The sequence below is a fragment of the Nitrospira sp. genome, assembly GCA_005116745.1.
Lineage (GTDB): Bacteria > Nitrospirota > Nitrospiria > Nitrospirales > Nitrospiraceae > Nitrospira_D.
Map to the genome: position 1 here is coordinate 198,988 of SWDS01000002.1, position 21,734 is coordinate 220,721.

Annotated in this window: 23 protein-coding genes; 12 read left to right on the plus strand and 11 right to left on the minus strand. The window is 55.6% G+C overall.

The features are described from left to right. Positions 1 to 73: 73 nt before the first annotated feature. Positions 74 to 1,420 (minus strand): signal recognition particle protein, encoded by a 1,347-nt coding sequence (locus tag E8D52_03045; protein ID TKB70040.1) that lies wholly within the window; start codon positions 1,418 to 1,420, stop codon positions 74 to 76. Positions 1,421 to 1,651: 231 nt separating this feature from the next. On the opposite strand from E8D52_03045, the gene E8D52_03050 reads away from it, so the two are divergent. Then, positions 1,652 to 1,912: a DUF4321 domain-containing protein gene (locus E8D52_03050; protein ID TKB70041.1), complete on the plus strand. Its 261-nt coding sequence runs from the start codon at positions 1,652 to 1,654 to the stop codon at positions 1,910 to 1,912. 163 nt (positions 1,913 to 2,075) lie between these two features. On the opposite strand, the gene uvrB is transcribed toward E8D52_03050, so the two are convergent. From uvrB to E8D52_03070, 4 genes are all read right to left on the minus strand, one after another. Beyond that, positions 2,076 to 4,073, minus strand: a complete 1,998-nt coding sequence (gene uvrB, locus E8D52_03055) for an excinuclease ABC subunit UvrB (protein TKB70042.1) — start codon at positions 4,071 to 4,073, stop codon at positions 2,076 to 2,078. A gap of 131 nt (positions 4,074 to 4,204) precedes the next feature. Next, positions 4,205 to 4,507: an RNA-binding protein gene (locus E8D52_03060; protein TKB70043.1), complete on the minus strand. Its 303-nt coding sequence runs from the start codon at positions 4,505 to 4,507 to the stop codon at positions 4,205 to 4,207. 263 nt (positions 4,508 to 4,770) lie between these two features. Continuing rightward, positions 4,771 to 5,532 (minus strand): hypothetical protein, encoded by a 762-nt coding sequence (locus tag E8D52_03065; GenBank protein TKB70044.1) that lies wholly within the window; start codon positions 5,530 to 5,532, stop codon positions 4,771 to 4,773. 44 nt (positions 5,533 to 5,576) lie between these two features. Then, positions 5,577 to 5,831, minus strand: a complete 255-nt coding sequence (locus E8D52_03070) for a hypothetical protein (GenBank protein TKB70045.1) — start codon at positions 5,829 to 5,831, stop codon at positions 5,577 to 5,579. 115 nt (positions 5,832 to 5,946) lie between these two features. On the opposite strand from E8D52_03070, the gene E8D52_03075 reads away from it, so the two are divergent. After that, positions 5,947 to 7,572 (plus strand): M28 family peptidase, encoded by a 1,626-nt coding sequence (locus E8D52_03075; protein TKB70046.1) that lies wholly within the window; start codon positions 5,947 to 5,949, stop codon positions 7,570 to 7,572. A 149-nt stretch (positions 7,573 to 7,721) separates the two neighbouring features. On the opposite strand, the gene E8D52_03080 is transcribed toward E8D52_03075, so the two are convergent. Then, on the minus strand, positions 7,722 to 8,174 hold the full coding sequence (locus E8D52_03080; protein TKB70047.1) for a hypothetical protein: 453 nt from the start codon (positions 8,172 to 8,174) through the stop codon (positions 7,722 to 7,724). Positions 8,175 to 8,201: 27 nt separating this feature from the next. Between E8D52_03080 and E8D52_03085 the strand changes: the two genes are divergently transcribed. From E8D52_03085 to E8D52_03105, 5 genes are all read left to right on the plus strand, one after another. Beyond that, the gene (locus E8D52_03085; protein ID TKB70048.1) at positions 8,202 to 9,803 is read left to right on the plus strand and encodes a TolC family protein; all 1,602 of its coding nucleotides are present in this window, start codon (positions 8,202 to 8,204) and stop codon (positions 9,801 to 9,803) included. Positions 9,804 to 9,810: 7 nt separating this feature from the next. Continuing rightward, positions 9,811 to 10,518 carry a CPBP family intramembrane metalloprotease gene (locus E8D52_03090; GenBank protein TKB70049.1) on the plus strand — a complete coding sequence of 236 codons (708 nt, stop codon included), beginning with the start codon at positions 9,811 to 9,813 and terminating at the stop codon, positions 10,516 to 10,518. Positions 10,519 to 10,809: 291 nt separating this feature from the next. Then, positions 10,810 to 11,148 carry a DUF3147 domain-containing protein gene (locus E8D52_03095; GenBank protein TKB70050.1) on the plus strand — a complete coding sequence of 113 codons (339 nt, stop codon included), beginning with the start codon at positions 10,810 to 10,812 and terminating at the stop codon, positions 11,146 to 11,148. 85 nt (positions 11,149 to 11,233) lie between these two features. Next, positions 11,234 to 11,500: a type II toxin-antitoxin system Phd/YefM family antitoxin gene (locus E8D52_03100; protein ID TKB70051.1), complete on the plus strand. Its 267-nt coding sequence runs from the start codon at positions 11,234 to 11,236 to the stop codon at positions 11,498 to 11,500. Beyond that, positions 11,377 to 11,748 (plus strand): type II toxin-antitoxin system RelE/ParE family toxin, encoded by a 372-nt coding sequence (locus E8D52_03105; GenBank protein ID TKB70052.1) that lies wholly within the window; start codon positions 11,377 to 11,379, stop codon positions 11,746 to 11,748. The genes E8D52_03100 and E8D52_03105 overlap by 124 nt, the downstream gene beginning before the upstream one ends. Before the next feature lie 9 nt (positions 11,749 to 11,757). Here the strand turns inward: E8D52_03105 and E8D52_03110 are convergent, their stop codons facing one another. From E8D52_03110 to E8D52_03120, 3 genes are all read right to left on the minus strand, one after another. Then, complete coding sequence (locus tag E8D52_03110) at positions 11,758 to 12,330, minus strand: hypothetical protein (protein ID TKB70053.1); 573 nt, start codon at positions 12,328 to 12,330, stop codon at positions 11,758 to 11,760. A 166-nt stretch (positions 12,331 to 12,496) separates the two neighbouring features. After that, positions 12,497 to 12,817, minus strand: coding sequence for a heavy metal-binding domain-containing protein (locus tag E8D52_03115; GenBank protein ID TKB70054.1), 321 nt, complete (start codon positions 12,815 to 12,817; stop codon positions 12,497 to 12,499). A gap of 88 nt (positions 12,818 to 12,905) precedes the next feature. After that, complete coding sequence (locus E8D52_03120) at positions 12,906 to 14,018, minus strand: DUF4325 domain-containing protein (GenBank protein TKB70055.1); 1,113 nt, start codon at positions 14,016 to 14,018, stop codon at positions 12,906 to 12,908. Positions 14,019 to 14,401: 383 nt separating this feature from the next. Between E8D52_03120 and E8D52_03125 the strand changes: the two genes are divergently transcribed. After that, the gene (locus tag E8D52_03125; GenBank protein ID TKB70365.1) at positions 14,402 to 14,689 is read left to right on the plus strand and encodes a DUF4258 domain-containing protein; all 288 of its coding nucleotides are present in this window, start codon (positions 14,402 to 14,404) and stop codon (positions 14,687 to 14,689) included. Continuing rightward, the gene (locus E8D52_03130; GenBank protein TKB70056.1) at positions 14,686 to 14,967 is read left to right on the plus strand and encodes an antitoxin; all 282 of its coding nucleotides are present in this window, start codon (positions 14,686 to 14,688) and stop codon (positions 14,965 to 14,967) included. The genes E8D52_03125 and E8D52_03130 overlap by 4 nt, the downstream gene beginning before the upstream one ends. Here E8D52_03130 and E8D52_03135 read toward each other — a convergent pair. Together E8D52_03135 and E8D52_03140 are read right to left on the minus strand one after the other, a co-directional pair. Further along, the gene (locus E8D52_03135) at positions 14,964 to 15,194 is read right to left on the minus strand and encodes a hypothetical protein (protein ID TKB70057.1); all 231 of its coding nucleotides are present in this window, start codon (positions 15,192 to 15,194) and stop codon (positions 14,964 to 14,966) included. The two genes, E8D52_03130 and E8D52_03135, sit on opposite strands and share 4 nt — an antisense overlap. Before the next feature lie 148 nt (positions 15,195 to 15,342). Next, positions 15,343 to 18,045 (minus strand): DUF4062 domain-containing protein, encoded by a 2,703-nt coding sequence (locus E8D52_03140; GenBank protein TKB70058.1) that lies wholly within the window; start codon positions 18,043 to 18,045, stop codon positions 15,343 to 15,345. A gap of 165 nt (positions 18,046 to 18,210) precedes the next feature. Between E8D52_03140 and uvrA the strand changes: the two genes are divergently transcribed. From uvrA to E8D52_03155, 3 genes are all read left to right on the plus strand, one after another. After that, positions 18,211 to 20,991, plus strand: coding sequence for an excinuclease ABC subunit A (uvrA, locus tag E8D52_03145; protein ID TKB70059.1), 2,781 nt, complete (start codon positions 18,211 to 18,213; stop codon positions 20,989 to 20,991). A gap of 72 nt (positions 20,992 to 21,063) precedes the next feature. Further along, positions 21,064 to 21,345, plus strand: coding sequence for a type II toxin-antitoxin system Phd/YefM family antitoxin (locus E8D52_03150; protein TKB70060.1), 282 nt, complete (start codon positions 21,064 to 21,066; stop codon positions 21,343 to 21,345). Next, positions 21,335 to 21,709 carry a hypothetical protein gene (locus E8D52_03155; protein TKB70061.1) on the plus strand — a complete coding sequence of 125 codons (375 nt, stop codon included), beginning with the start codon at positions 21,335 to 21,337 and terminating at the stop codon, positions 21,707 to 21,709. Before E8D52_03150 ends, E8D52_03155 begins: the two co-directional genes overlap by 11 nt. Positions 21,710 to 21,734 lie beyond the last annotated feature (25 nt).

Genomic DNA, 21,734 nt, shown 5'->3' on the forward strand with positions numbered 1-21,734 from the left:
TCAGCTTCTTCATTCCAAACATTGCTTGCAGCCCATAGCTGAAAGCCATTCACTGACAGCCGACTGCGTTCCCTCACATCGAGCGCATGAGTTGGGCAAGCTGTCGACGCCCTCCTGCACCAGTCATCACCTTTGCCAGCTTCTTCGCGGACAAAAACTGCTTGATCAGACGATTCACATCCTGCACCGTCGTGCCGCTGCCACGAGCGATCCGCTTCTTCCGACTTCCATTGATAATCGTATGATCGCGGCGCTCCCGCGGGGTCATCGAATCGATCACGGCGACCACACGGCCGATCTCTCGCTCCGGCTTGTGGTCTTCCATCGCGTGTTTGAGCTTTTGCCCACCCGGGAGCATGTCAAGAATCTGCTCAAACGAACCCATGCGGCTCATCTGGCCAAGCTGAGCTCGAAAATCTTCCAGGGTGAAGGTATTGCTGGTGAGCCGCTTCTGCGCTTCCTCCGCCTGCTCACGAGTGATGCTTTCTTGGGCTTTCTCAATGAGCGAGAGCACGTCGCCCATCCCAAGAATACGGGAAGCCATTCGGTCCGGATGAAACGGCTCCAGTGCATCCAGCTTCTCCCCGACACCAAGAAACTTGATGGGCTTGCCGGTGGCGGCCCGAATCGACAAGACCGCCCCTCCGCGCGCATCCCCTTCAACCTTGGTCAAAATAACACCGGTTACCCCAACCTTCTGATCAAACTGGCCGGCCATGGTCACGGCATCTTGCCCCGTCATCGCGTCGGCAACCAACAACACCTCATGAGGGGACACCGCTGTTTTCACGGCAACCAGTTCGTCCATGAGCTCGTTGTCGATATGCAGCCGACCGCCGGTATCCAAGATGATCAGATCAAAACCCTGATCGCGCCCCCGCTCGACCCCCGCACAGCAGATCCGCACCACATCCATCTGAGAAGCCTGAATGTGATCCGCGCGGTGCACCTCCACTCCGAGATCCCGACCAAGAGCACTCAGTTGCTCACCAGCCGCAGGGCGACGCGGGTCGGCTGCAACCAGGAGCACTCGCTTACCTTGATTTTTGAACAGACGCGCAAGCTTGCCACTGGCCGTCGTCTTTCCGGCTCCTTGCAATCCAACCATCATCAGGATGGTCGGAGGCATCGAGCTCAGGGCAAGTCCCGCCCGCTCATGCCCCATCATCGCCCTGAGTTCATCCCAGACGACTTTGACGACCTGATGTCCGGGAGTCAGACTCTGCAAGACTTCCTGGCCAACAGCCTTTTGACGGACCCGGTCGATGAATTCTTTGACGATTTTGAAGTTGACGTCTGCTTCAAGAAGCGCAAACCGCACATCTTTCAGCGCTTCCGTGATGTTCTGCTCCGTGAGCACACCCTGCCCTCGGAGCTTCTTCAGAATTCTCTCAAACTTATCGCTCAACGCATCAAGCATGACGCCATATCACCACAAAGAAAGAGGCCATCGAAGCCTTGCACCAGACATCCGATCGCCTCGAAAATCCTGGGAAAAGAGCATCGGGGAGTGTATCGGACCAGGCAGGGCAAGTCAAGGTCATCCCCAAGTCAGTAGTTTTATTGACATGCCGAAAACCTTCGGATATGGTGCCCCTCAGCCACCGAATAGCAGACGTACGGAAACTCATAAGGAAAGAAGAGTAGCCGCGTGAGAAAGTCGCCCTGGGTTTTGATCATCTTCCTGCTGATTGGGGGACTCCTTGGTGGAATACTTGGGGAGATCCTCCACGTTATGGCACCTCAAGGCACCATCCAAAACATTTTTGCGACGAACTTTAATCCTGGGATCAGCCCCCCGCTCACCATTGACCTTGTCCTGATCAAACTAGTCTTAGGATTCAATATTAAAGTCAACATCCTGAGCATCCTTGGCATGTTCATCGGCATCTACCTCTACAAACACGTCTAGCAGCCGAAACAGCCCATCGATTTCGTTCTCGTCTGGTGAACCTCACGAAGGCTCTGCTCGGTACAGCGCGAGTCTAGGCGCGCCAGAGCAAGCACGTGAACACACAAGCTTTTCGACGAACTTCCGAATGCTTCTGTAGATGAATGTCCGCTTGTGCCTCTTTCTAAGACTTCGCGTTCAACGCTTGCAGTCGGAGCGACCGAATCTGATTGCGCAGTTCTGCGGCGCGCTCAAAGGCCAGCTCTTTGGCGGCAGCTTTCATCTCTGACTCCAGACGTTTGATACGCTGATCCGTTGATTCCGAACCTCCATACGGTTCGAGTGATTCCGCTGCGAGGTCCAACCGAACATAGTCCATGTCGGCCACCGCATACTCAAGGGAAGGAATACTTTTCGTAATACCGACCGGGGTAATGCCGTGCACTCGGTTGTACTCGGCTTGAATCTCACGACGTCGGTTCGTTTCCTCGATCGCCTGTTTCATCGAGTTCGTCACCACATCTCCGTAAAAAATCACCCGTCCTTCGAGGTGGCGTGCGGCTCTCCCCGCTGTTTGAATTAATGAGCGGTACGAACGCAGGTACCCTTCTTTATCGGCATCAAGAATCGCGACCAGGCTCACTTCGGGAAGATCAAGCCCTTCGCGTAGAAGATTGATCCCTACCAGCACGTCAAACGTCCCGCACCGGAGGTCGCGGATGATCTCGGCGCGTTCAAGTGTCTTAATATCAGAATGCAAATAGCGAACTTTGACCCCCAAGTCATGGTAATACTCAGTCAAATCTTCCGCCATCCGCTTCGTCAAGGTCGTCACGAGCACCCTGGCGCCCTTCGCAACCTCCGCACGGACTTGGCCGAGGAGATGGTCCACCTGGCCCTTGGCTGGCACGATCTCGATGCGCGGATCCATCAAACCGGTCGGACGAACGATCTGCTCAACCACATCGGGGCCGGCATGCTCTAGTTCATAGGTCCCTGGTGTTGCGGACACATACACCACCTGATTGAGACAGCCCTCGAACTCGGAAAACTTCAACGGGCGGTTATCCACCGCCGACGGCAGTCGAAATCCATACTCCACCAACGTCCGTTTCCTAGAGTAATCTCCCTCATACATCCCACCGACTTGTGGAACCATCGCGTGGGACTCATCGACGATCAACAGGAAATCCTTCGGAAAATAATCCAACAACGTGGGAGGCGGATCACCCGACTTTCGCCCGCTGAGATGGCGTGAGTAATTCTCGATCCCATGGCAATAGCCCATGGCTCGAATCATCTCCAGGTCGAACTTCGTACGCTGCTCGATGCGCTGGGCCTCCAGCAGGCGTCCCGCCTTCCTGAAATACATCACGCGTTCGTCGAGTTCTTCCTCAATGCCGGTAATGGCTCGCTCATAGCGATCGGGGGCAATGAGGTAATGGGTATTCGGATAGATCGCGATCTTGGGGAGCTTACCCAGCGATTTCCCCGTGAGCGGATCGATTTCATGAATCGCGTCCACAACGTCGCCGAACAGCTCGATACGCACCGACTTCGCCTCAGACGAAGCAGGAAAAATCTCGATCACGTCCCCCCGCGCCCGGAACGTCCCTCGATGAAAATCCGCATCATTGCGCTCGTATTGAATCTCCACCAGTTTCGATAAGATCTTTTCTCGCCTCGTCTCGACGCCTTCCTCCAAATAAATCAGCATGTCATGGTAGACCTCCGGCGACCCAAGCCCATAGATACAGGACACCGAGGACACGATCAGCACATCATTTCGTTGTAATAGTTCGGTCGTGGCGGAGTGGCGCATCTGATCAATCGCATCATTGATGGAGGCATCCTTCGCAATATACGTGTCGCTCTGCGGGATATACGCTTCCGGTTGATAATAGTCGTAATAGCTCACGAAGTACTCGACGGCATTCTGAGGGAAAAACTGTTTAAACTCCTGATAGAGTTGACCGGCCAACGTCTTGTTGTGGACCAGCACAAGCGTCGGCTTCTGAACACGCTCGATGAGATTGGCCATCGTGAAGGTCTTGCCGGACCCCGTCACTCCGAGTAAGACATGGTGTCTTTTCCCGGACTGCACTCCAGCCGTCAACTTGGCGATGGCTTGAGGCTGATCCCCGCAGGCTTGAAAGGGAGCCTCTAGCTTAAAAGGCGGCACGATCCCCCCGGTGAAGCCATGTGAACGGACATCCGGATACACACCAATGACTAGGGACGTCCCAATCTCGAAAGTAAAAAGGGCTGCCGGAAGTTCCGGCAGCCCTTACTCGCAGCAGAACAAATCTACCGTTAACCGCGGCCGCCTCCGAATCCTCCACGCCCACCACCTCCACCTGAACGGGGCTCCTGAGGACGCGCTTCGTTCACCGTTAACGTCCGGCCACCAAGGGGTGTGCCGTTCAATGCGGCAACCGCCGCTTGTGCTTCAGCATCAGACGACATTTCGACAAACCCAAACCCACGAGACTGCCCAGTGAACTTATCCGTAATAATCCGCGCCGAGGCAACCGCCCCATGCGCTGCAAACAGATCGCTTAGCTGTTGCTCGGTTGTTGAATAGGGTAACCCACCGACATAAATCTTCGCACCCATCAGACTCCTCCTTTGACACAATAATGTTGTCTTGGACTCGAGAAAGCAACGAGGAAGGAATGGGCCGAAGGCGTCAACACAGCGGCGACTTAGCTCTGGCTTCCGATCAGATTCCCGGACTGGCCCAATACAACATCTATTCAGGCCTTGTCACTTTCCGCGCCGGTATTGCCAGGCCTTTAGCACACCGATTCGCTCATGCTACTCCAGGCAAATAAGAAAAGGCAAGGTTGAGGCCAAACCGGCTCGCTGGTGAACCCAGATTAATAGGCTGGCGGCGAGGAAAACGGTCGGTGGGAGAAGAGAGGAACGGCATGAAAGCTATCAAACCACATCGTCGATGTTCCAGCAACGACTAACCCAACCTGCCCCAACCCCAATGTTTGGTCTTCAACAGACAGGACGAGCGTTCCATCCACAAACATTTCGATAAAATCCTTGCTGATAATGGTATTCCGCTGCACCCTGAGTGAATGCCACTCAACCGGTTTCAGAGTGACCGGTGCCTGGCCGAGAACCGTTGCCAGTCCGCCAGAGAGCCGAACAAATCGGGCTTGTCGAGCGAGAGGGTCGACGATTGCCGTATAAAAATTCCTTGCATCACGCACCCCCAAGACAACCCCCCCTGATCCAACGGCCCCTTCCGGCATATGAAGTCGAACACTCAGGTCAGGATATTCATACTGCATTCCCTCGGCCAACAGAAGCTGGTAACAATTCTGGGTACAGGTTGAGGAGCCAGCGACCACTTGCGGCGGAGAAGGTGCCGTCGCATGAGCCTGGACCACCCACTCCGCAAGCGGTTCGTCAGTGGAAACCACCTTGACGAAGCTGATGGGCTGAGCGTTAGGGACATCCTGGTCGAACGTCCATTTTTGGAAAAGCCCCCCCACCGCCTGCTTCCTCAGATTGGCAGTTTTTTCCTCGTGTGTTTCATTCTGAATTGCGTACGCCGAGAGAGAGCCCAGCATCAGACTAAGGCCCGTGACAAGGGAAACACAGATTGTCCTGGAAGTTCGTTTCATAACGACACCCGGTCGAGTTGGCTCACACACCGACAGCATCCGCACTACTTCGATTTTCCCGTGTTCTTGATTTGGAGAATCTCACGCTGCAGCCGGTCCCGCTCGGCCAGTATCTTCTTCCTCCGTTGACCTCGAGTCCAGATCCACCACCGCAGTTTCTGACTGAAGCTCACCGTCGGAGTCGGAGCGCTACCGCCAGGAGCCTCCTGAAACGAATAGCCGTCATGGCTGTCACGTTGCTCGAAAAATCGCCGGTACAAATGATCGTACAAGCCTTTCCCTGATTCACCACCTGCCATGTCCACTCCATCACTGATTGAAACGTTCACGCTATCCCAGCTCGTTCGTGTCTATTCAGATACAAAGCACTGAATCGATCGTACTCGCTGATGCAGCGAATACTACCTGGGCTCAATGCAGCTCTGCAAGCGGCGTTACCCACTGTGCTATGATCGGCCACATAAACGCAACGGCCTGATTATGATCAGACGCTCGCCATCAAAACGTGTCTGTCCTTTCACGCATGCCTGGCACGCGTGGGTTCTGGTCTGCACCGTGCTGGCGCTCGGAGTGCAGCCTCCGTCCAGTCTGGCTCAAGTATCGATGTCGACTCTTGAGGCTGCCATCGAATCGCTCTCGGCAGATCGGATGCTCGCCGATATCCAAACCCTCAGCGGACCAGCATTCAATGGAAGGCAAAGTGGCACGGCTGACGACCTGCGGTCGGCACAGTGGGTGGCGCAAGAATTTCGCTCGGCAGGCCTGAGGCTGCCGCTCATTCGCAATAGCTCACCCACACTCTCTTTCCCAGGCGGAAAGGGCAACACCTCATCAGGTGCGATGACAGCCATAATACCTACTCACCGCATGGCGCCCGATCCGGCGTTGCGAGTCGGTACCGCCGATCAGCTGGCCACCAGGAACCTTGGCTCAGACTATCTCCCGATCTTTGATGCGCCATCGGCTGACATCCAAGCCCAAATCGTATTCGTCGGATATGGCATTGTCGATTCGGCGCACGGCATCGATGACTATGCCGGAGTCGACGTGAACAATTGCATCGTGCTCTTCCTACGGGGCAAGCCAGAGCATTATCCACGTCCCGTCACCCACGCCGACAAAGTTCGGCTTGCCCGGGAACATGGAGCAGTCGGCTATCTGACGACGACCGGTCCTCTACTCCACCCCTATGAGATCCGCCGAGGCGTGACTGGTAACCCCAGCGCCTTTTACGGACAGTTGCCACCTGATCAAGCCATTCCCGGCGCCTGGGTCAGCACGGCACTCGCCCAAGACCTGCTCACCGAATTGAACGGAGCCGCTCCCAATCACCTTCGCACGCTTCAGGAACGGCTGAACCAGGCAGCCTCATCACAGGCCACACGCACAGACCGAGTGGCCTCGCTTCATTGGGAGACTGCCACAGAGAACGGCCTCCTGGTCAATGTGCTGGGGATGATCCCTGGAACCGGAACCGAAACCGTCATTGTTGGAGCCCATCGCGATCACTTCGGTCGCCCGGGAGGGATGCTGTTCCCCGGCGCGGATGACAATGCCTCCGGAACGGCAGTCATCTTGGAGGTAGCGCGAACGCTCATGAAGATGGACGTACGTCCCTCCCAAACAATCCTCTTCATCTCATTTAGTGGTGAGGAGCGCGACCTACTCGGCTCACGCCTCTATACCTCTCAGCCGATCATTCCACTTAACACCACGAAGGCCATGATCAACATCGATCATGCGGGCGTCGGCAATGGACGACTCACTGTCGGCGTGACAGGGTTAGAGAAGGACGTCCCTCTCGCAGCAGGGAAAGCTGCGGGCATTCACGACACACTGGATCTCTATGGATTCTTCCCCGGCGGTGACCATGTGCCGTTCAAAGAAGCTGGCGTGCCGACCGTCACGGTGGTGAGTGGTGGGGTGCATCCACACTTTCACCAACCAACGGATACCGCCGAGACCATCGAGTCAGGAGTGTTAACAGCCACCGCTCGGTACGTACTGGCCATGACCTGGCAGCTGGCCTACGAGCCATGAACGGCGGCACCTCGTTTCACAAACGACCTGCAGCGATCGTCAAGGGCAAAGAAGATAGATTCAGAAACATCGGTCAATCCGCCCATTGCAATTGACGATTGATGATGCTGCAGGAAATACCACAACGCAGAGGCAACCAGCTCGCGTACCTACGGTATCTCGTCAAGTAACCCAGACTCGATCGGAGGCAACGGAGCGGTTTCGCGTGGCGGCCCTGGAAGAACAGTGGGGCTACCTGCCTGATTCGCACCTTGGATCAGCCCAATGGATAGCTGTGGTCCGAAGGTCATCATCGCGCCACTCCACGCCTGACCAGTCGTCGGATTGCGAAAGTTAAAGGACTGAAAGTTCGGGGCTGGTGTGTAGAGAAACCCTTGGGTTCCCTGATTATCGATGTACAGACTGCCGCCGCCGAACTTAAACAGCGGAGAGACTCCTCCACTAAACGATCGGACGCTCGATGCGCCTGCGGCACTCTGCGCGAGGACGGCCCGATCAGCGTAGGGCGCCACAACCGCCAGCACACCCAGCAACCCACCTATGACCCTCACACATCGCATGCGGTTGCCTACTTGTTGGATGAGAGGAGCATTAATGTTCATGACAGCGTCCATAGGACACATTATAGTATGCTCTTGCTCAGATCGTCGATCAAGGAGGCATGTATGAATCGCCCAACTCCACCTCGCCACCATCTCGCGAATCTCGTGCTCGCTGGCCTGTGCTGCGTCGTGTCACCATCTCAAAGTTGGAGCCTTGATGTGACTCAGCCTATTCCCGCTGAACGACGTGAAACTGTCTCCCTGGCTGACGCCGCGATCCGCGCACTGCAACACAATCTCGACATCAGCATCAGCCGTCAGAATCGTGAAAGTCGGCTGGCTGATATCATCATCGAACAATCCAAGTTCGACCCCAATCTCAGCATCAATGGTCAATATAACCGAACGGTGAACCCGCTCAATCGACCGGTGTTCGGAGGAACTGATCCGAACCTCCTCGGTCAGATCACAACCTTCGATCAACGCAACCATTCCGTGACCGTGGACGCCTCGACCAACCTCATCACCGGCGGTAATTTCGATGTGAATTATGCTCCGGCACGAAGCAGCGTGAATCAAAATGTCGCCAGAGGATTCCTGTTCAATCCCTCGTGGACGGGCGGCCTGGCCTTCACCTTTACGCAGCCATTACTCAGAAACGCCGGGATCGCGATCAACAAAACCTTCATCAAGGTTGCTCAAAACAATGCCGAGGTTGAGCAGCATGTATTTCGAGATCGTGTGATGACCGTCGTTTCCACGGTGGAGCAGACCTATTGGGAGCTGGTGTTTGCGAACGAAAACTTGAAAGTCGCACAGGCAGCGTTAAAGGCCGCCGAAGAACTCTTAGCCACAAACCGCGCCAAGTCGAAAGCGGGGATCATGTCAATCGTCGACGTACTGCAAGCCGAAGCCGCGATGGCATCCAGGGTAGAGCAAGTGTTGGTAGCGGAGAAAGCCATTCGTGACCAGGAAGATCAATTACGGCGTCTCTTGAATCCGGGCGAGGAAGAGTTGCGTCAAGACGTGCGGCTGACACCCGCCGATGTCCCCGTCACGGTCCTAGAGCCCCTCAGCCTCCAAGAGGCCATCGACATCGCGATCGAACAACGTCCGGAGATCACCCAGGCCAAAAAACAGATCGAGTCCGGTGAACTCAACAAGCAATTCGCCCGCAACCAATTGCTGCCGACGCTGTCGTTTCAAGGCACCCTCGGACTCGCCGGGCTTGGCGGCGACTACGGCGAAGCCTTTACCAGGAACTTCAGCGGCGACTTCTACAACTATGGAGCGGGACTGGTGCTCAGCTATCCGCTTGGCAACCGCGCCGCGGTCAGCACCTATTCCAAGCGCCAACTGGAAGCCAAGAATGCGGAAGTCGCACTTGCCAACGTGCGCCAACAAATCATCGTCGGCATTCGTGAGGCAGTACGTCGAGTCCAAACCGACTTCAAACGCATCGAGACCACCCGTTCGGCACGCATCATGGCGGAAAAGCAGTTGCAAGCCGAACAAGAACGGCTGAAGGTCGGCCTCAGCACCACTCGCTTCGTGCTCGATTTCCAACGAGACCTGGCCACGGCTCAGGGGAACGAACTACGGGCCGTCGTCGATTACAACAAGTCGCTGTCCAACCTCGCACGGCATAAAGCGACCACGTTGGACCGCTATCACCTCGAGCTCTCGTAACCTTCTCATGGCGTCCGGGCCAGGTCGGCTGGCTCCAGATCACATGCTCACTGTGGGAGCAGCACTGCCGCTGCTCCCCATCACAGCAACATTCGGCTACTACGGTCTGCCAGACTCCTGCAGGGAACTGCTCCTCGTTCAATTCGCGCCGCAAGTCCTCGCCTATATTGGACTTGGTCTCTGGGCTGTCCGTACCTCACAGGTCTCGGTACAACTGGGGTTAGAAAAAGAAAAGATGCGGAGCGGCCTGCAGTGGGGAATTCTGACGGGACTGTGCTTGGGCAGTCTGAATACCTTCGTGATTCTGGCAGTCTATCCGCATCTCGGCTACGACATCACGTTCCTCAAGCAGACGCCCCATGGTCTGCTTCCCCCCCTGCTCATGGTGCCATGGCTCATCTGCGGTATCGCGCTGTTCGTAGAAATGAACTTTCGTGGTTTTCTCTTGGGTCGACTAGCTGAACTCGAATCGCGTTGGCTAGGGACCAACTCACGCCCACGGCCGGCGCTCCTCGCCCTCGCAATCAGTTCACTCACGTTTGCATTCGATCCATTCATGGTGAATACATTCCACCATCTCCACTGGATCGCCGTATGGGATGGACTCATATGGGGAACCATCTGGCTCAGAACCCGCAATCTCTGGATTACGATTGTGGCCCATGCTATTGAGGTCATCATCCTGTACAGTGCCGTCAGAGCGACGATAGGATAAAATAGGTTTCGCCGCGCGATCTCAGTGAGGGTGAGGCGCTAGCAGTCTGCTGAAAAACTCGGATTCTGCTTCGCGCACCGTTGCACGGTGATAGAAAGGACTGTGGCATGCTGCATCTCAGAATGCTCAAAAAGGCCGCCCAGCAAGGCCGCAGCGAGCGAAGAGGCGAGGCGTACGCTTCGGTACGTTGAGCCTCTGAGTGATGCGAGAACACCGCTGGAGGACTTTTTCAGCATTCTGCTAGAGCGGGAAGCAATGGAAGCGTTTCACGGAAGCTAAGGAGGAGAGTCGGTGAACGATCTTGGCAAGTATCTGCTTTATTTTCTCTTGGGTGGGAGCATCGTGAGCTTTTCCACGTATCTTGGCTCGCAAGGCAAGTCGTTTCTCGCCGCCATGGCCAGCACGTTTCCCGCCATTACCGGCGTCACCTTTATCTTGCTCTATGGCAGCGGCGGTGGGGCCACGACGGTCGACTACGCCAAGAACTTGCTGTGGTTTGTCCCGCCCTGGACCGTCTATGTCGTCGCGATGATCCTAGGCATTCCGCGCCTTGGCTTCTGGCCGGCGATGGTCGGATCGCTCGTCCTGTATATGGGCTGTGTGGGGCTGGTAAAAATGATGATCCGGTAGGCCGCGCGAGCATGGTCTAACCATCTGCCCATGGCTTGCCAAGGGGTACATGATTGTGTACACTTCAAGCTAGCGAGGAACAACCATGACAAAAACCATGTCGCTCAAACAAGCTCGATCTCGATTCTCTTCTCTGATTGATAAAGCTGACCGTTTGTCAGAACGGGTCATTGTGACCAAGAATGGCACGCCGAAAGCGGTCGTGATGGGAGCTGACGAATATGAAAGCTGGGTGGAAACCCTGGAATTGCTCTCGAATCCGAGAGCGGTCAAAGCCCTCCAGCAAGGTTTGAAAGAGGCAAAGGCGGGAAAAGTGCGTTCGTTCAAGGATGTGTTCGGCGAAGATCAGTGAGGCTCATCAAGCTGACCCACCAGGTCGTCAAAGATCTCGAAGCCTTCGATGATGGAATCCGTGAACGCATAAAAGAATCGCTCCGTCACTTAGCTGACCATCCCCACGAGGGCAAACCGCTCAAGGGCCGATTTCAGAAAGACAAGGTGTGGTCCTACCGGGTGTGGCCCTATCGTGTTCTCTACCGTACAGTCGCCGGCTGGATCGAGATCCTGTCGATTGAACACCGGAAAGACGTGTACCGGTAAGCGAAACCTCTATGCCGGTCCGCTGAAATGTAATCGATTGATCTCCCCGAGAGCGACCAGCATCTGATCGAGGGCGATGGTCACAGAATGGCTGGCCAGGTAAGACGGGCTATCGTTCCCTGCCCAGAGATCCGGTGGGCTCTCCATGGCTCGTACGTTTTGACAGAATCGGCCGATCGTCTGCTGCCAGTGGGCCGGCCCAGCCCCTTCATCAAGAAACAGAACTCGGTCTTGTGAAAAGGGCTGATCGAATTGCCCCGCCCGCTGCTGCCACACCGCTTCCATCGCCTGCTGCCGGTGTGGACCAAGTTCCAACCCACTGGCCCGTTCGTTGAGCGCCGCGAACAACCCACCCACCACGTGATCAACGTGTGCGTCTGGAAAGACGCCTACACAGGCCTGCATCAGGAGATACTTATGGAAGAGAAACACCTCGGCGCTGATACGAGAGTCATCTGCGGTCGGATCATAGACCCGAGCGAGCTCACGCAGCGCCTCCGCCGAGGACCCGGTCAAGACTGATCCAAGCAGCGGCATAATCCGCCTGCCTATGTCGAGATATTCAATGTCCGACAGCAACATCGTCGGATTTCCTTCACTATCCCCAGAAGACCCTCTCTTCGGCAGGAGACTCAAAATGGCTGTTCAGGAAGGCCGCAGCGAGTGAAGGGCCGAGGCATACCCTCTGGGGTATGTTGAGGGTCTGAACGATGCGAGAACGAAGCTGACGGACATTTTCAGTTTCCTGCTACTCGAGCACCACAGCCGTGCCGCTCGCACTCACCATCAACATGCTGCTGTTGGCACCGATCGTTTCATAATCGATATCGATGCCGACAATCGCATTGGCACCCAAGTTCTTGGCCTGCTCGCGCATTTCTCCAAGGGCGATATCCTTGGCCTTCCGCAATTCCTTTTCATAGGCCGCCGAGCGCCCCCCCACGATATCGCGGATCGATGCGAAAAAGTCACGAAAGATATTCGCGCCCAGAATCGCGTCTCCGGACACCAATCCCAGATACTTCACCGCCTTCTTGCCCTCAATATTATTTGTCGTTGACAGAATCATGTGCCCTCCTGTTTAAGGTGCGTTATCCTCTCATTCGATGAACCAATCACCAAGCCTTTCCTGCTTGTGGCCTCTATTCGTCGTGTATTCACGTGACCTTGTGCTTCTCCATATCGCCTCGGAGATATTCATTCAGCGGATCATCCGGGTTTCCCGATAGGCTCCGTTGAATCATGCCGTTGACGTCCGGCGCCATGTTCACCGGGTAAATATTGACGACTGGATGTTCGCGTCGATAGATACGGAACACCTCATCGGCAAAGGCTTGTCCGATTGAGGTGATGCCTTTAAAGTCCAAAATCACCTCTCGAAATTCGTCAATGCGAGCCATTAACCGCTTGGCTTGAGAACGAGAAATGAGCTGCTCTCCCTCGTATTTGAGCAGCACGAGAGGGATGTTGGTCTTTGAGAAGCCAAATTGGTCGAATTCTGCTCGATAGATATCAAAGATCTCCTTGGCCGTGTGACTGGCATTTGTGGCAATTTTCATCACGACCTCTGTGCCATCCTTTGGCGCTTCCTCCGATTCAAACAACCAATCATCCGTTCGTCGGAGCCTGATGAACAGCAACGTCCCCGAGGCGATGCTGCACTCATCAAACATTCGGGAGGTAAAGAAAATGCCTTCTCCTGTATGCTTGGCGGCATCAGTCGTGAGTTTCCCCTTGGCCAACTCCAGAATGGCATGTTGCGGGTCGCTGAGGTTGAGAGCTTGCTGAATCTTGTGGAAGATCCCGACTCCGTAATCGCGGATTGTAATGATGATGGTGGCCGCATCGCGGGAGACACTGATCGCCGCCGTGGTCGACTCAGAGTGGTCAATGACGTTGTTGACCATCTCCGTCACACCGTGAGCACAGATATCCAACACGTTGCTCGGCAGACCAAGCAGGTGCGGTTTCACATCACGAAGCCACACCTGGTCTTCCGTCAGCCCAGGAACAATCTGCAATTCTTTCTGATGACTGTTCAGAACCTTGAGGGCATAGCGCCTGGCCTTGGTCTTTCCTTCTGCTACCAAGAGGCTCACTTTTATGAGGGCCCCCAGGCGATTGACGATAGCGACCCGAGACAGACCGAACTTTTCAGCGGTAAGGCGACCGATGTCAGTCGGATGACTCCCGACATTGCGGATGATAAATTCTTGAATTTCTTGAGATGTTTTATTATCGACAGACACGAAACATCCTCTTACTATCATTTATAACAACATGTTATATTATTGTAAACATGGTTGTTACTATTTTTAACTTGCGGCAAGTTTCGGGAGGCGTCGGAGAGAAAAAAGCCGAATCTCGGGCTCATAATTGAAGAACCCTCAGCTCGCGCCCAATCGGCCACTGGCTTCGATGTGCTCCCCCAACGTGAATCGACGAGAACGAGGAAACTTATCAAGCTGCGGGAATCAGCCAGAGTAGCAGCTTGTGGCATGATTGCACCGCCTGCGGCACAGGCAACAACCAGATTCCTAGATCGATCACGCGTTCGACAGGCAGCGCCCCTGGCCCTCTCCGGCACCGTCACGCATGCTGTGCGAAGGCCTTCCTGTTGACAAGAGGCACACATCGTCATAATATTCCCAATGTGGAGAAATGGGACTATGCGTTCGATCCAGAGAAGAACACCTGGCTCATCCGGGAGCGCGGAATCAGCTTCGAACAGATCATCGCGCTGATTGAAAGCGGCCATCTCGTTCAGGTGCTGGAACATCACGACCGCGAGCGCTATCCCAACCAGCTTCTCTACGAAGTCGATGTAGGTGGATATATTTACGTCGTCCCAGTCGTCAGAGACCACCAGACACTGTTTTTAAAGACGATCTATCCAAGCCGGAAGGCCACGAGAAGCCGCGCGAAAGGACGCCCATCATGAAGAAGAAACTCGTGTTGGATCAAGACGAAGAACAGCTGATCACTGATTACGAACGCGGTGCTTTCAGGCCGGTCAAGAATCAGGACATGGCCAGAAAAGAAGCGATGGAAGCCGCCCGGCGCTACGTGCGCAAGGACGCCCGGATCAATATCCGATTATCGACCGCCGACCTTGAGCTGCTCAAGCAACGCGCCGCCGAAGAAGGCCTACCCTATCAAAGCCTGATCGCCAGCATCCTTCATAAATACGTCAGCCGCTCTGCGCCACAGACAAATTAACCAGTCGCCCTGAGTTCTTCGACTTCGCTCAGAACAGGCATGTCGAAGCCTGCCGTGAGTTCATCGAACCGGATGAACGGAGAGTTTTTCCGCAACCTGCTCGACCGCATTTCGAGGCGCTCTCCTAATGTGAAACGACGCGAGCGCGGGAATTCATCGAGCTGCGGAATCAGCCACAGCAACAGCTTGTGGCACGACTGCACGGCTTGGGGAACCGTCGGAGACATCACGTCACTCCACAACCTACTATCATGCGTTCGTACTGAGCTTGTCGAAGCATGAGCGGATGGGCTTCCCGCAGCTCCCTCGACCACATCTGACTACACTCGCCCAACGGACTCGGAGGCAAAGGGTCAAAGAACAAAGCGCACAGGGCTACGAAAGGTCCAGGGCAAGACGGAAGCCAAGGATGCCGTTGTCCCGGCTGTCGGCATTGCCTATGTCGTCCCGGGTCTCACGCAGGTGTACCGATCCGGCGCCCCGGTAGCCGGCATCGCACCCGTTCCGAAGAGAGACACGTGAGCTCCCCAGCCTGTAGTCCCAGGAACCGCCGCGGATCACGCGCCGGTCGCCACCCTTGTCGATACGCATGGTCTCCAGTCGTTCGGAGTTCCTGGTTTTGTTCACACACCATTCCCAGACATTCCCCATCATATCCAGCACACCCTGTTGCGTGGCCCCCTGAGGATACATCCCCACCGCCGTGGTCCGGTTCAGTCGGCTTTCATAGCTGTTGCAACGGGAACCATCCCGCCCGCCTTCCCACGGATATTCGCGCTCTGGATCTCCCCCTGTCGCCGCCTGCTGCCATTCCCACTCTGTCGGTAAACGAACCGGCTGGTCAGGCTGGTGGTGACTGAGCCACCGGCAAAAGGCAACGGCTTCGTACCAGGAGACTGTTTCCCGAGGAGCGTTAGCTTCGTGCCATGACGCGGTACACGCCTCCTCGCTCTGTTCGATGTCCTTCCACCACTCCTCATTTCGATAGCCATCCGTTGCTGTGATGAACGCCGCGAACTGCGCGTTCGTCACTGGGTATTTAGCCATGCGGAAGGGCTTCACCTCGAACACGTGATCGCCATCCTCAAGCTTGACGCTGCCTCCGGGGATATCGATCCACACGATGTCAGGCACACCGTCTTTCACCCCGACACCGGGTCGCGTATCGCCGAACTCGGCGAGCGTTTGGCCGATCAGTAGCCGCTCTTGATGCGAGAGCTCCTCCTCTAATTTCGCAAGCAGCAGCTGGTGAGGCTTCAGAAACCGCTCCAACTCGGGAGAGAGACTCTTGCCGAACTGCTCGAGCGCATTAAGCACCTTCTTCGCACGGTTGCCAAGCCACAGCTCGTGTGGATTGTCGCCGCCCTTCTGCCATCTCCTGGCTTCCACTTCAGCATGATCGATATCACGCAAGGCTTCCCCGCTCTTCTCAATCCAATCTTTGAGCTCCGGCCAGGCAGTAAACAACTTCTCATGGGCGACCTCCACGACGGCCTCTTGGCCGGTCCCGCTCGTGACCAAGACGCGGCACTCTTGTCCTGCCAATGCGTCGATGAGCTTCTTGGCGGCCTGATTCGAACTGAACATCGAAACGGCCGCGCGGCGTCGCGTCGGCGGGCGTTCTCGTTCGAGGTGCATGAGTTCGGCAAAGACGCGGTCGAACGATCCGCCCACCTGTTCGTCCAAACCAGACAAGACGTCATTGGTCTTTGTCGCGATCGCACCGACCACACCACCAATGGCCTCATAGGCCTCCATCCTAAAGATCCGGCCCTTACGCCTCTCAAAGAGTTGCTTGAGGGCATATTCGACAAGGGCCAGGTTCCCCGGCTCTTGCCCAGTATCCTGCAAGATCCGCTCGACAAGTCCCTGCTCAAACTCGTATCCGGTGGCGTGAGCCGGTTTCTCGATCATGTCCTGCAATACCCTCGGCGATACAGGACCCAAGTGATGCCGGTAAGGACTGTTGAGCAGGGCCAGGGTTGATTCGTACTCTTCCAGCTTCCCAAGAAATTCGCTACGGATAGTGGCGATGACTCTGAGCCGATTGGTCTGGTCTTGCGCCGTGCCGATCACTTGCTCAAGAAACGTCTGAATGTCCGGCTCGTGAAAGCCACTCGTAAACACCTCCTCGAATTGATCGACGAACAGGATCAATTCCTGCCCTTGGGTGAGATGCTGAGAGAGGAGGTCCCGAAACGTCGAGCCTGTGGCTGTCAATCGTGGCCGAACGGCGAGCTGGAAGATCTCTTTGAGTCCACGGGCCAACGCATCCCAGGGGGTGTCGCCATCGCTCGGCTGGATGCGCTGCCATAGCCATTGCGCGTTTCCAGGTAATCGCCCTTGTTTGGTAATAGCCTGCCAGACTCCCGCCGCGACCACGGACGATTTCCCAGATCCAGACGCCCCGATGACGAGCAGTGTGCGTCCCCCCGGCTCACTCATCTTGGCGACGAGCTCGTCCACTTCACGATCACGCCCGAAGAACAACGGCGCATAGTCCTGGTTAAACCACAGCAACCCCCGATAGGGCGACGTGCCCTCCGGCCAATCGATGCGAACCTGCCGCGGGCTTGGCTGCCCTCTCTCTTCTTCATCTTCCTTCAACGCTTGGTAAATAAGTTTCTCAAGCTCATCGACATTGCTAAACGATGCACACATCACTTTTGCATCATTCAGTCGTTGACGAAACTGCTCCTGCCGATCGCCATACCTCACATCCATGAAGCGCCTCAGTGGAACCGACGCCTCCGGATCGAGTAGGAAAAGGAACCGTTTTATGGTTGGTGCTTCCGTCGCCGCTTGAAATTCGAGTTCGGCATAGGAGACTTCTGGCTGGTCACGAACAGGAGAGCCATAGCGCAACCCGATCAACCCAATATAGACATCGCATTCACGAACGCACTTCTTACAGTACTCGGCAGGTTTTTCATCTCGCGCCGTGAAATACCCCATATCGCGTGGCACACTTCCAGCCCGATTCACCGCCGCAACTGCAGCGTCGATAAACGATCTCTTTTCAGGATACTTAGCGAATTCTGACGTGTGACTGATGAACACTTTAAGAATCTTCGTCATCTTTGCACTCTCAAGGGTGGGTACGTACGCAGCGCATTCTACGCTTCCATTAGACAAAGGCAAGAACCAGGAACAGCCTTGGCCACTCTCGTCCCTGCTCCGTCATTGATCCAATCGTCACCAATTGCTACGATGGTCGGTCTTTCACCTGTGGAATCGCTCGCTATGCCAAACCCACTGCCCCCCAAACCCTCGACCGATCACCTCATCATTGAAGGCGCCCGGCAGAATAATCTGAAGAACGTCTCGCTTCAGATTCCCCACAACAAAGTCACGGCTATCACTGGCGTCTCAGGATCGGGAAAATCCTCGCTCGCGTTCGACACAATCTTCGCGGAAGGGCAATGGCGCTATGTCGAGTCGCTCTCGACTTATGCCCGCATGTTTCTCGATAAGGTGGCTCGCCCGGACGTTGATCGCATTCTCAACGTGCGCCCGGCCATTGCCATCGAGCAGAAGAATCAAGTGCGCACATCGCGCTCGACGGTTGGGACGACGACGGAAATTGCCGATCTCCTGCGCCTGCTCTTCGCCAAGATCGGCAAGTCCATCTGTCCTGACTGTACGCAAGAGGCCCGATCGTTCCAGCCAGACAGCGTGGCAGACGACCTGCTGACACGATGGCCTGATGCCAGGGCCATGATACTGTTCCCAATCGCAACTCCTTCACCCAAGGAAGAGGCGACTTTTGTCCAATCACTCCTGACGCGGGGGTTTGCCAGGCTCAAAGCAAACAACGAGATCGTTGATCTACATGAGGTCGGACAGCGTTCACTCCACAAGCTCTCCTCGCTCCACATCGTCCTCGATCGCCTAGTGATCCGGGAAGACAACCGCACTCGTCTCGTCGAAGCAGTGGAAACAGCCTTCCGCGAAGGAGAGGGCCGCTGCTCAATCGACCTCATCGGTCATGGACAACAGTCGTACAGCACGAAATCGCTCTGCCAGAAATGCGGGCGCACCTTCGAGCCCCTGCGGCCGGTTCTCTTTTCGTTCAACCATCCGTTCGGCGCCTGTCCCGAGTGCAAAGGCTTCGGCAATGTGCTGCGGTACGATCCTGAACTGGTGATCCCTGACCAAGCCAAGTCACTTGCCGATGGAGCGGTGGAACCTTGGAGTAAACCGAGCTCTGCCTGGTGGCAGAAGCAAATGATCACTGCGATGAAACGAAAAGGCGTCGATATCACGATCCCGTTCACATCGCTTCCCACGGATACTCAGCAACTGCTCTGGCAGGGTGACAAGTCCTTCGATGGGATCAACGACTTCTTCGAGCACCTGGAAGGCAAACGCTACAAGCTCCATGTCCGTGTCTTTCTCAGCCGTTACCGTACGCCTTTCGATTGTCCTGGTTGCCATGGCAGCCGCCTGAAGCCGGACGCGCTGTTTGTCAAAATCGCCGATGCCGATATTCATGCGACGACGGAACGGACCGTCGAGAGTCTTTCAGGATGGGTAGACTCCTTACCCCTCTCGCCCACTGAGCAAGCGATCGCCGAAGATATTCTCCGTCAGCTCACGGCCAAACTGAGCTTCCTCCAACGAGTCGGCCTTGGGTATCTGACGCTCAACCGACAGACGAAAACGCTGTCCGGTGGTGAGGCGCAACGAGTTGCGCTGGCGAATCAGCTGGGTTCTCGGCTCGTTGGCACACTCTACGTCCTGGATGAACCGACGATTGGCCTTCATCCAAGGGATACCGACCTCCTCGCCGAGATCCTTCACGATCTTGCCAATACCGGAAACACCGTCGTGGTCGTTGAGCATGATCGCCGCATGATCGAATCAGCCGACTACATCGTTGAACTCGGTCCTCACTCCGGTGAAAAGGGCGGCGAGATTGTCTGTGCGGCACCAGCCAATGAATTCATCCAGGACCGTCGTCCCACAACGGCTCGATACTTGCGAGGCGAAGACCGCATTCCCCTGCCCGTCAAGCGACGACCCGGCAACGGCAAGATGCTGGTGATGGCTGGCGTGGCTGAACATAACCTGAAAGACCTGTCCGTTCGGATTCCCCTCGGCATGCTCGTGTGTGTCACCGGCGTCTCCGGCTCTGGCAAAAGTACATTAGTCGAAGACACTCTCTACCGCGCCGTGGCCCGCGCGTTTCGCGTGGACTCCCTTCCCATGGGGCGCTTTAAGGCCATCAAAGGCATCGAACACCTCAAAGGCATCAAGTTGATCGACCAACAGCCGATCGGACGCACTCCTCGCTCCAACCCCATCACCTACCTGAAAGCCTTCGATGAGATCCGCCGGCTGTTTGCGTCTGAACGGGAAGCACTCACGCGAGGATTCACACCAGGCCACTTTTCGTTTAATGCCTCTGGCGGTCGCTGTGAACGCTGCGAAGGCAGCGGTGTGGAAAAGCTAGAGATGTATTTCTTCGAGGATATCTACGCACCCTGCGAGGTCTGTGACGGCAAGCGCTTCAAACCGGAGGTCCTGAAGATTCGTTACCGGGGCAAGAACATCTCCGATGTGCTCGGCATGACCGTGGAGGAGGCGCTCTCCTTTTTCACTGGAATGCCCAAGCTCCAGGAACGCTTACACCTTCTCACCTCCATCGGCCTGGGGTATTTGCGCCTAGGCCAATCGGCCACCACACTCTCCGGCGGCGAAGCTCAGCGGTTAAAAATCGCCGCCGAGCTGAAGGACAGCAGCGCGAAAGATGTCCTCTATGTCATGGATGAGCCAACGACGGGCTTGCACTTTGACGACATCAAGAAGCTCCTCACCGTTCTTCACAAACTCGTGAACGCCGGCAACACCCTGGTGGTCGTCGAGCACAACCTCGACGTCATCAAATCCGCCGACTGGATCATCGACCTCGGCCCAGAAGGCGGCGCCGCAGGGGGGCAAATCATTGCGGAGGGAAGACCGGAGCAAGTAGCAAAAGTAGCGGCGTCACATACGGGGCAGTTTCTAGGCAAGATATCTTGAGCCGACGGATATTGACGTAATTCTGTACAGAATATAGACTTAACTAGCTACTAAGACAAAAGGGGGAACTCGATGGGAATTACATCCAAAGATGTCGTTTCACTCAGTCAAGCACGAGCAAAGCTCACCGAGTTGTGCGACGAGGTACGAACGAACGGGAGCGAGAAACTTATTACCAAGAATGGGGGTAGCTGCGCGGCGCTCATCGACGCAGATCGCCTGGACTATTACCACCGGCTAGAGCGGGAGCACATCCATCTCGGACTACTGGAAGAAGCCATCAAAGGTCTCACTGACCTCAAAGCAGGCAAGACCATGAGCCTCGCCCAACTCAAAGCACGTCATGGCCGGTAAACGACCGAGGTTTACCGAAAACTTTTCTGCTAATCTTAGCGCCATTGAAGAGTTCCTTGAACCCCACAGCCGCACAACATTCCGCCATTTCCTCGCTCGACTGTTCGACGATGCCATACCAACTCTGTGTCGGTTTCCACAGTCTGGCCGATCGTTTTTAGCCCGCACAATCAAGTCCACAAAGGCAAGAGTGCTGAGCAAGCGGCTGAGCACGCTTCTCGGCAAACAAGACGACCTGCGTGAGTTTGTGATGGACCAGTATCTCGTGTTGTATCTCGTACGCCGAGACCAGGTGATCTTCCTCGCGGTGAAACATCATCGACAGCTGTCGTTCGACCTCAAAGGATTTTGGCATGAGGAATAGCTACCTGACACTGCGGATATAACAC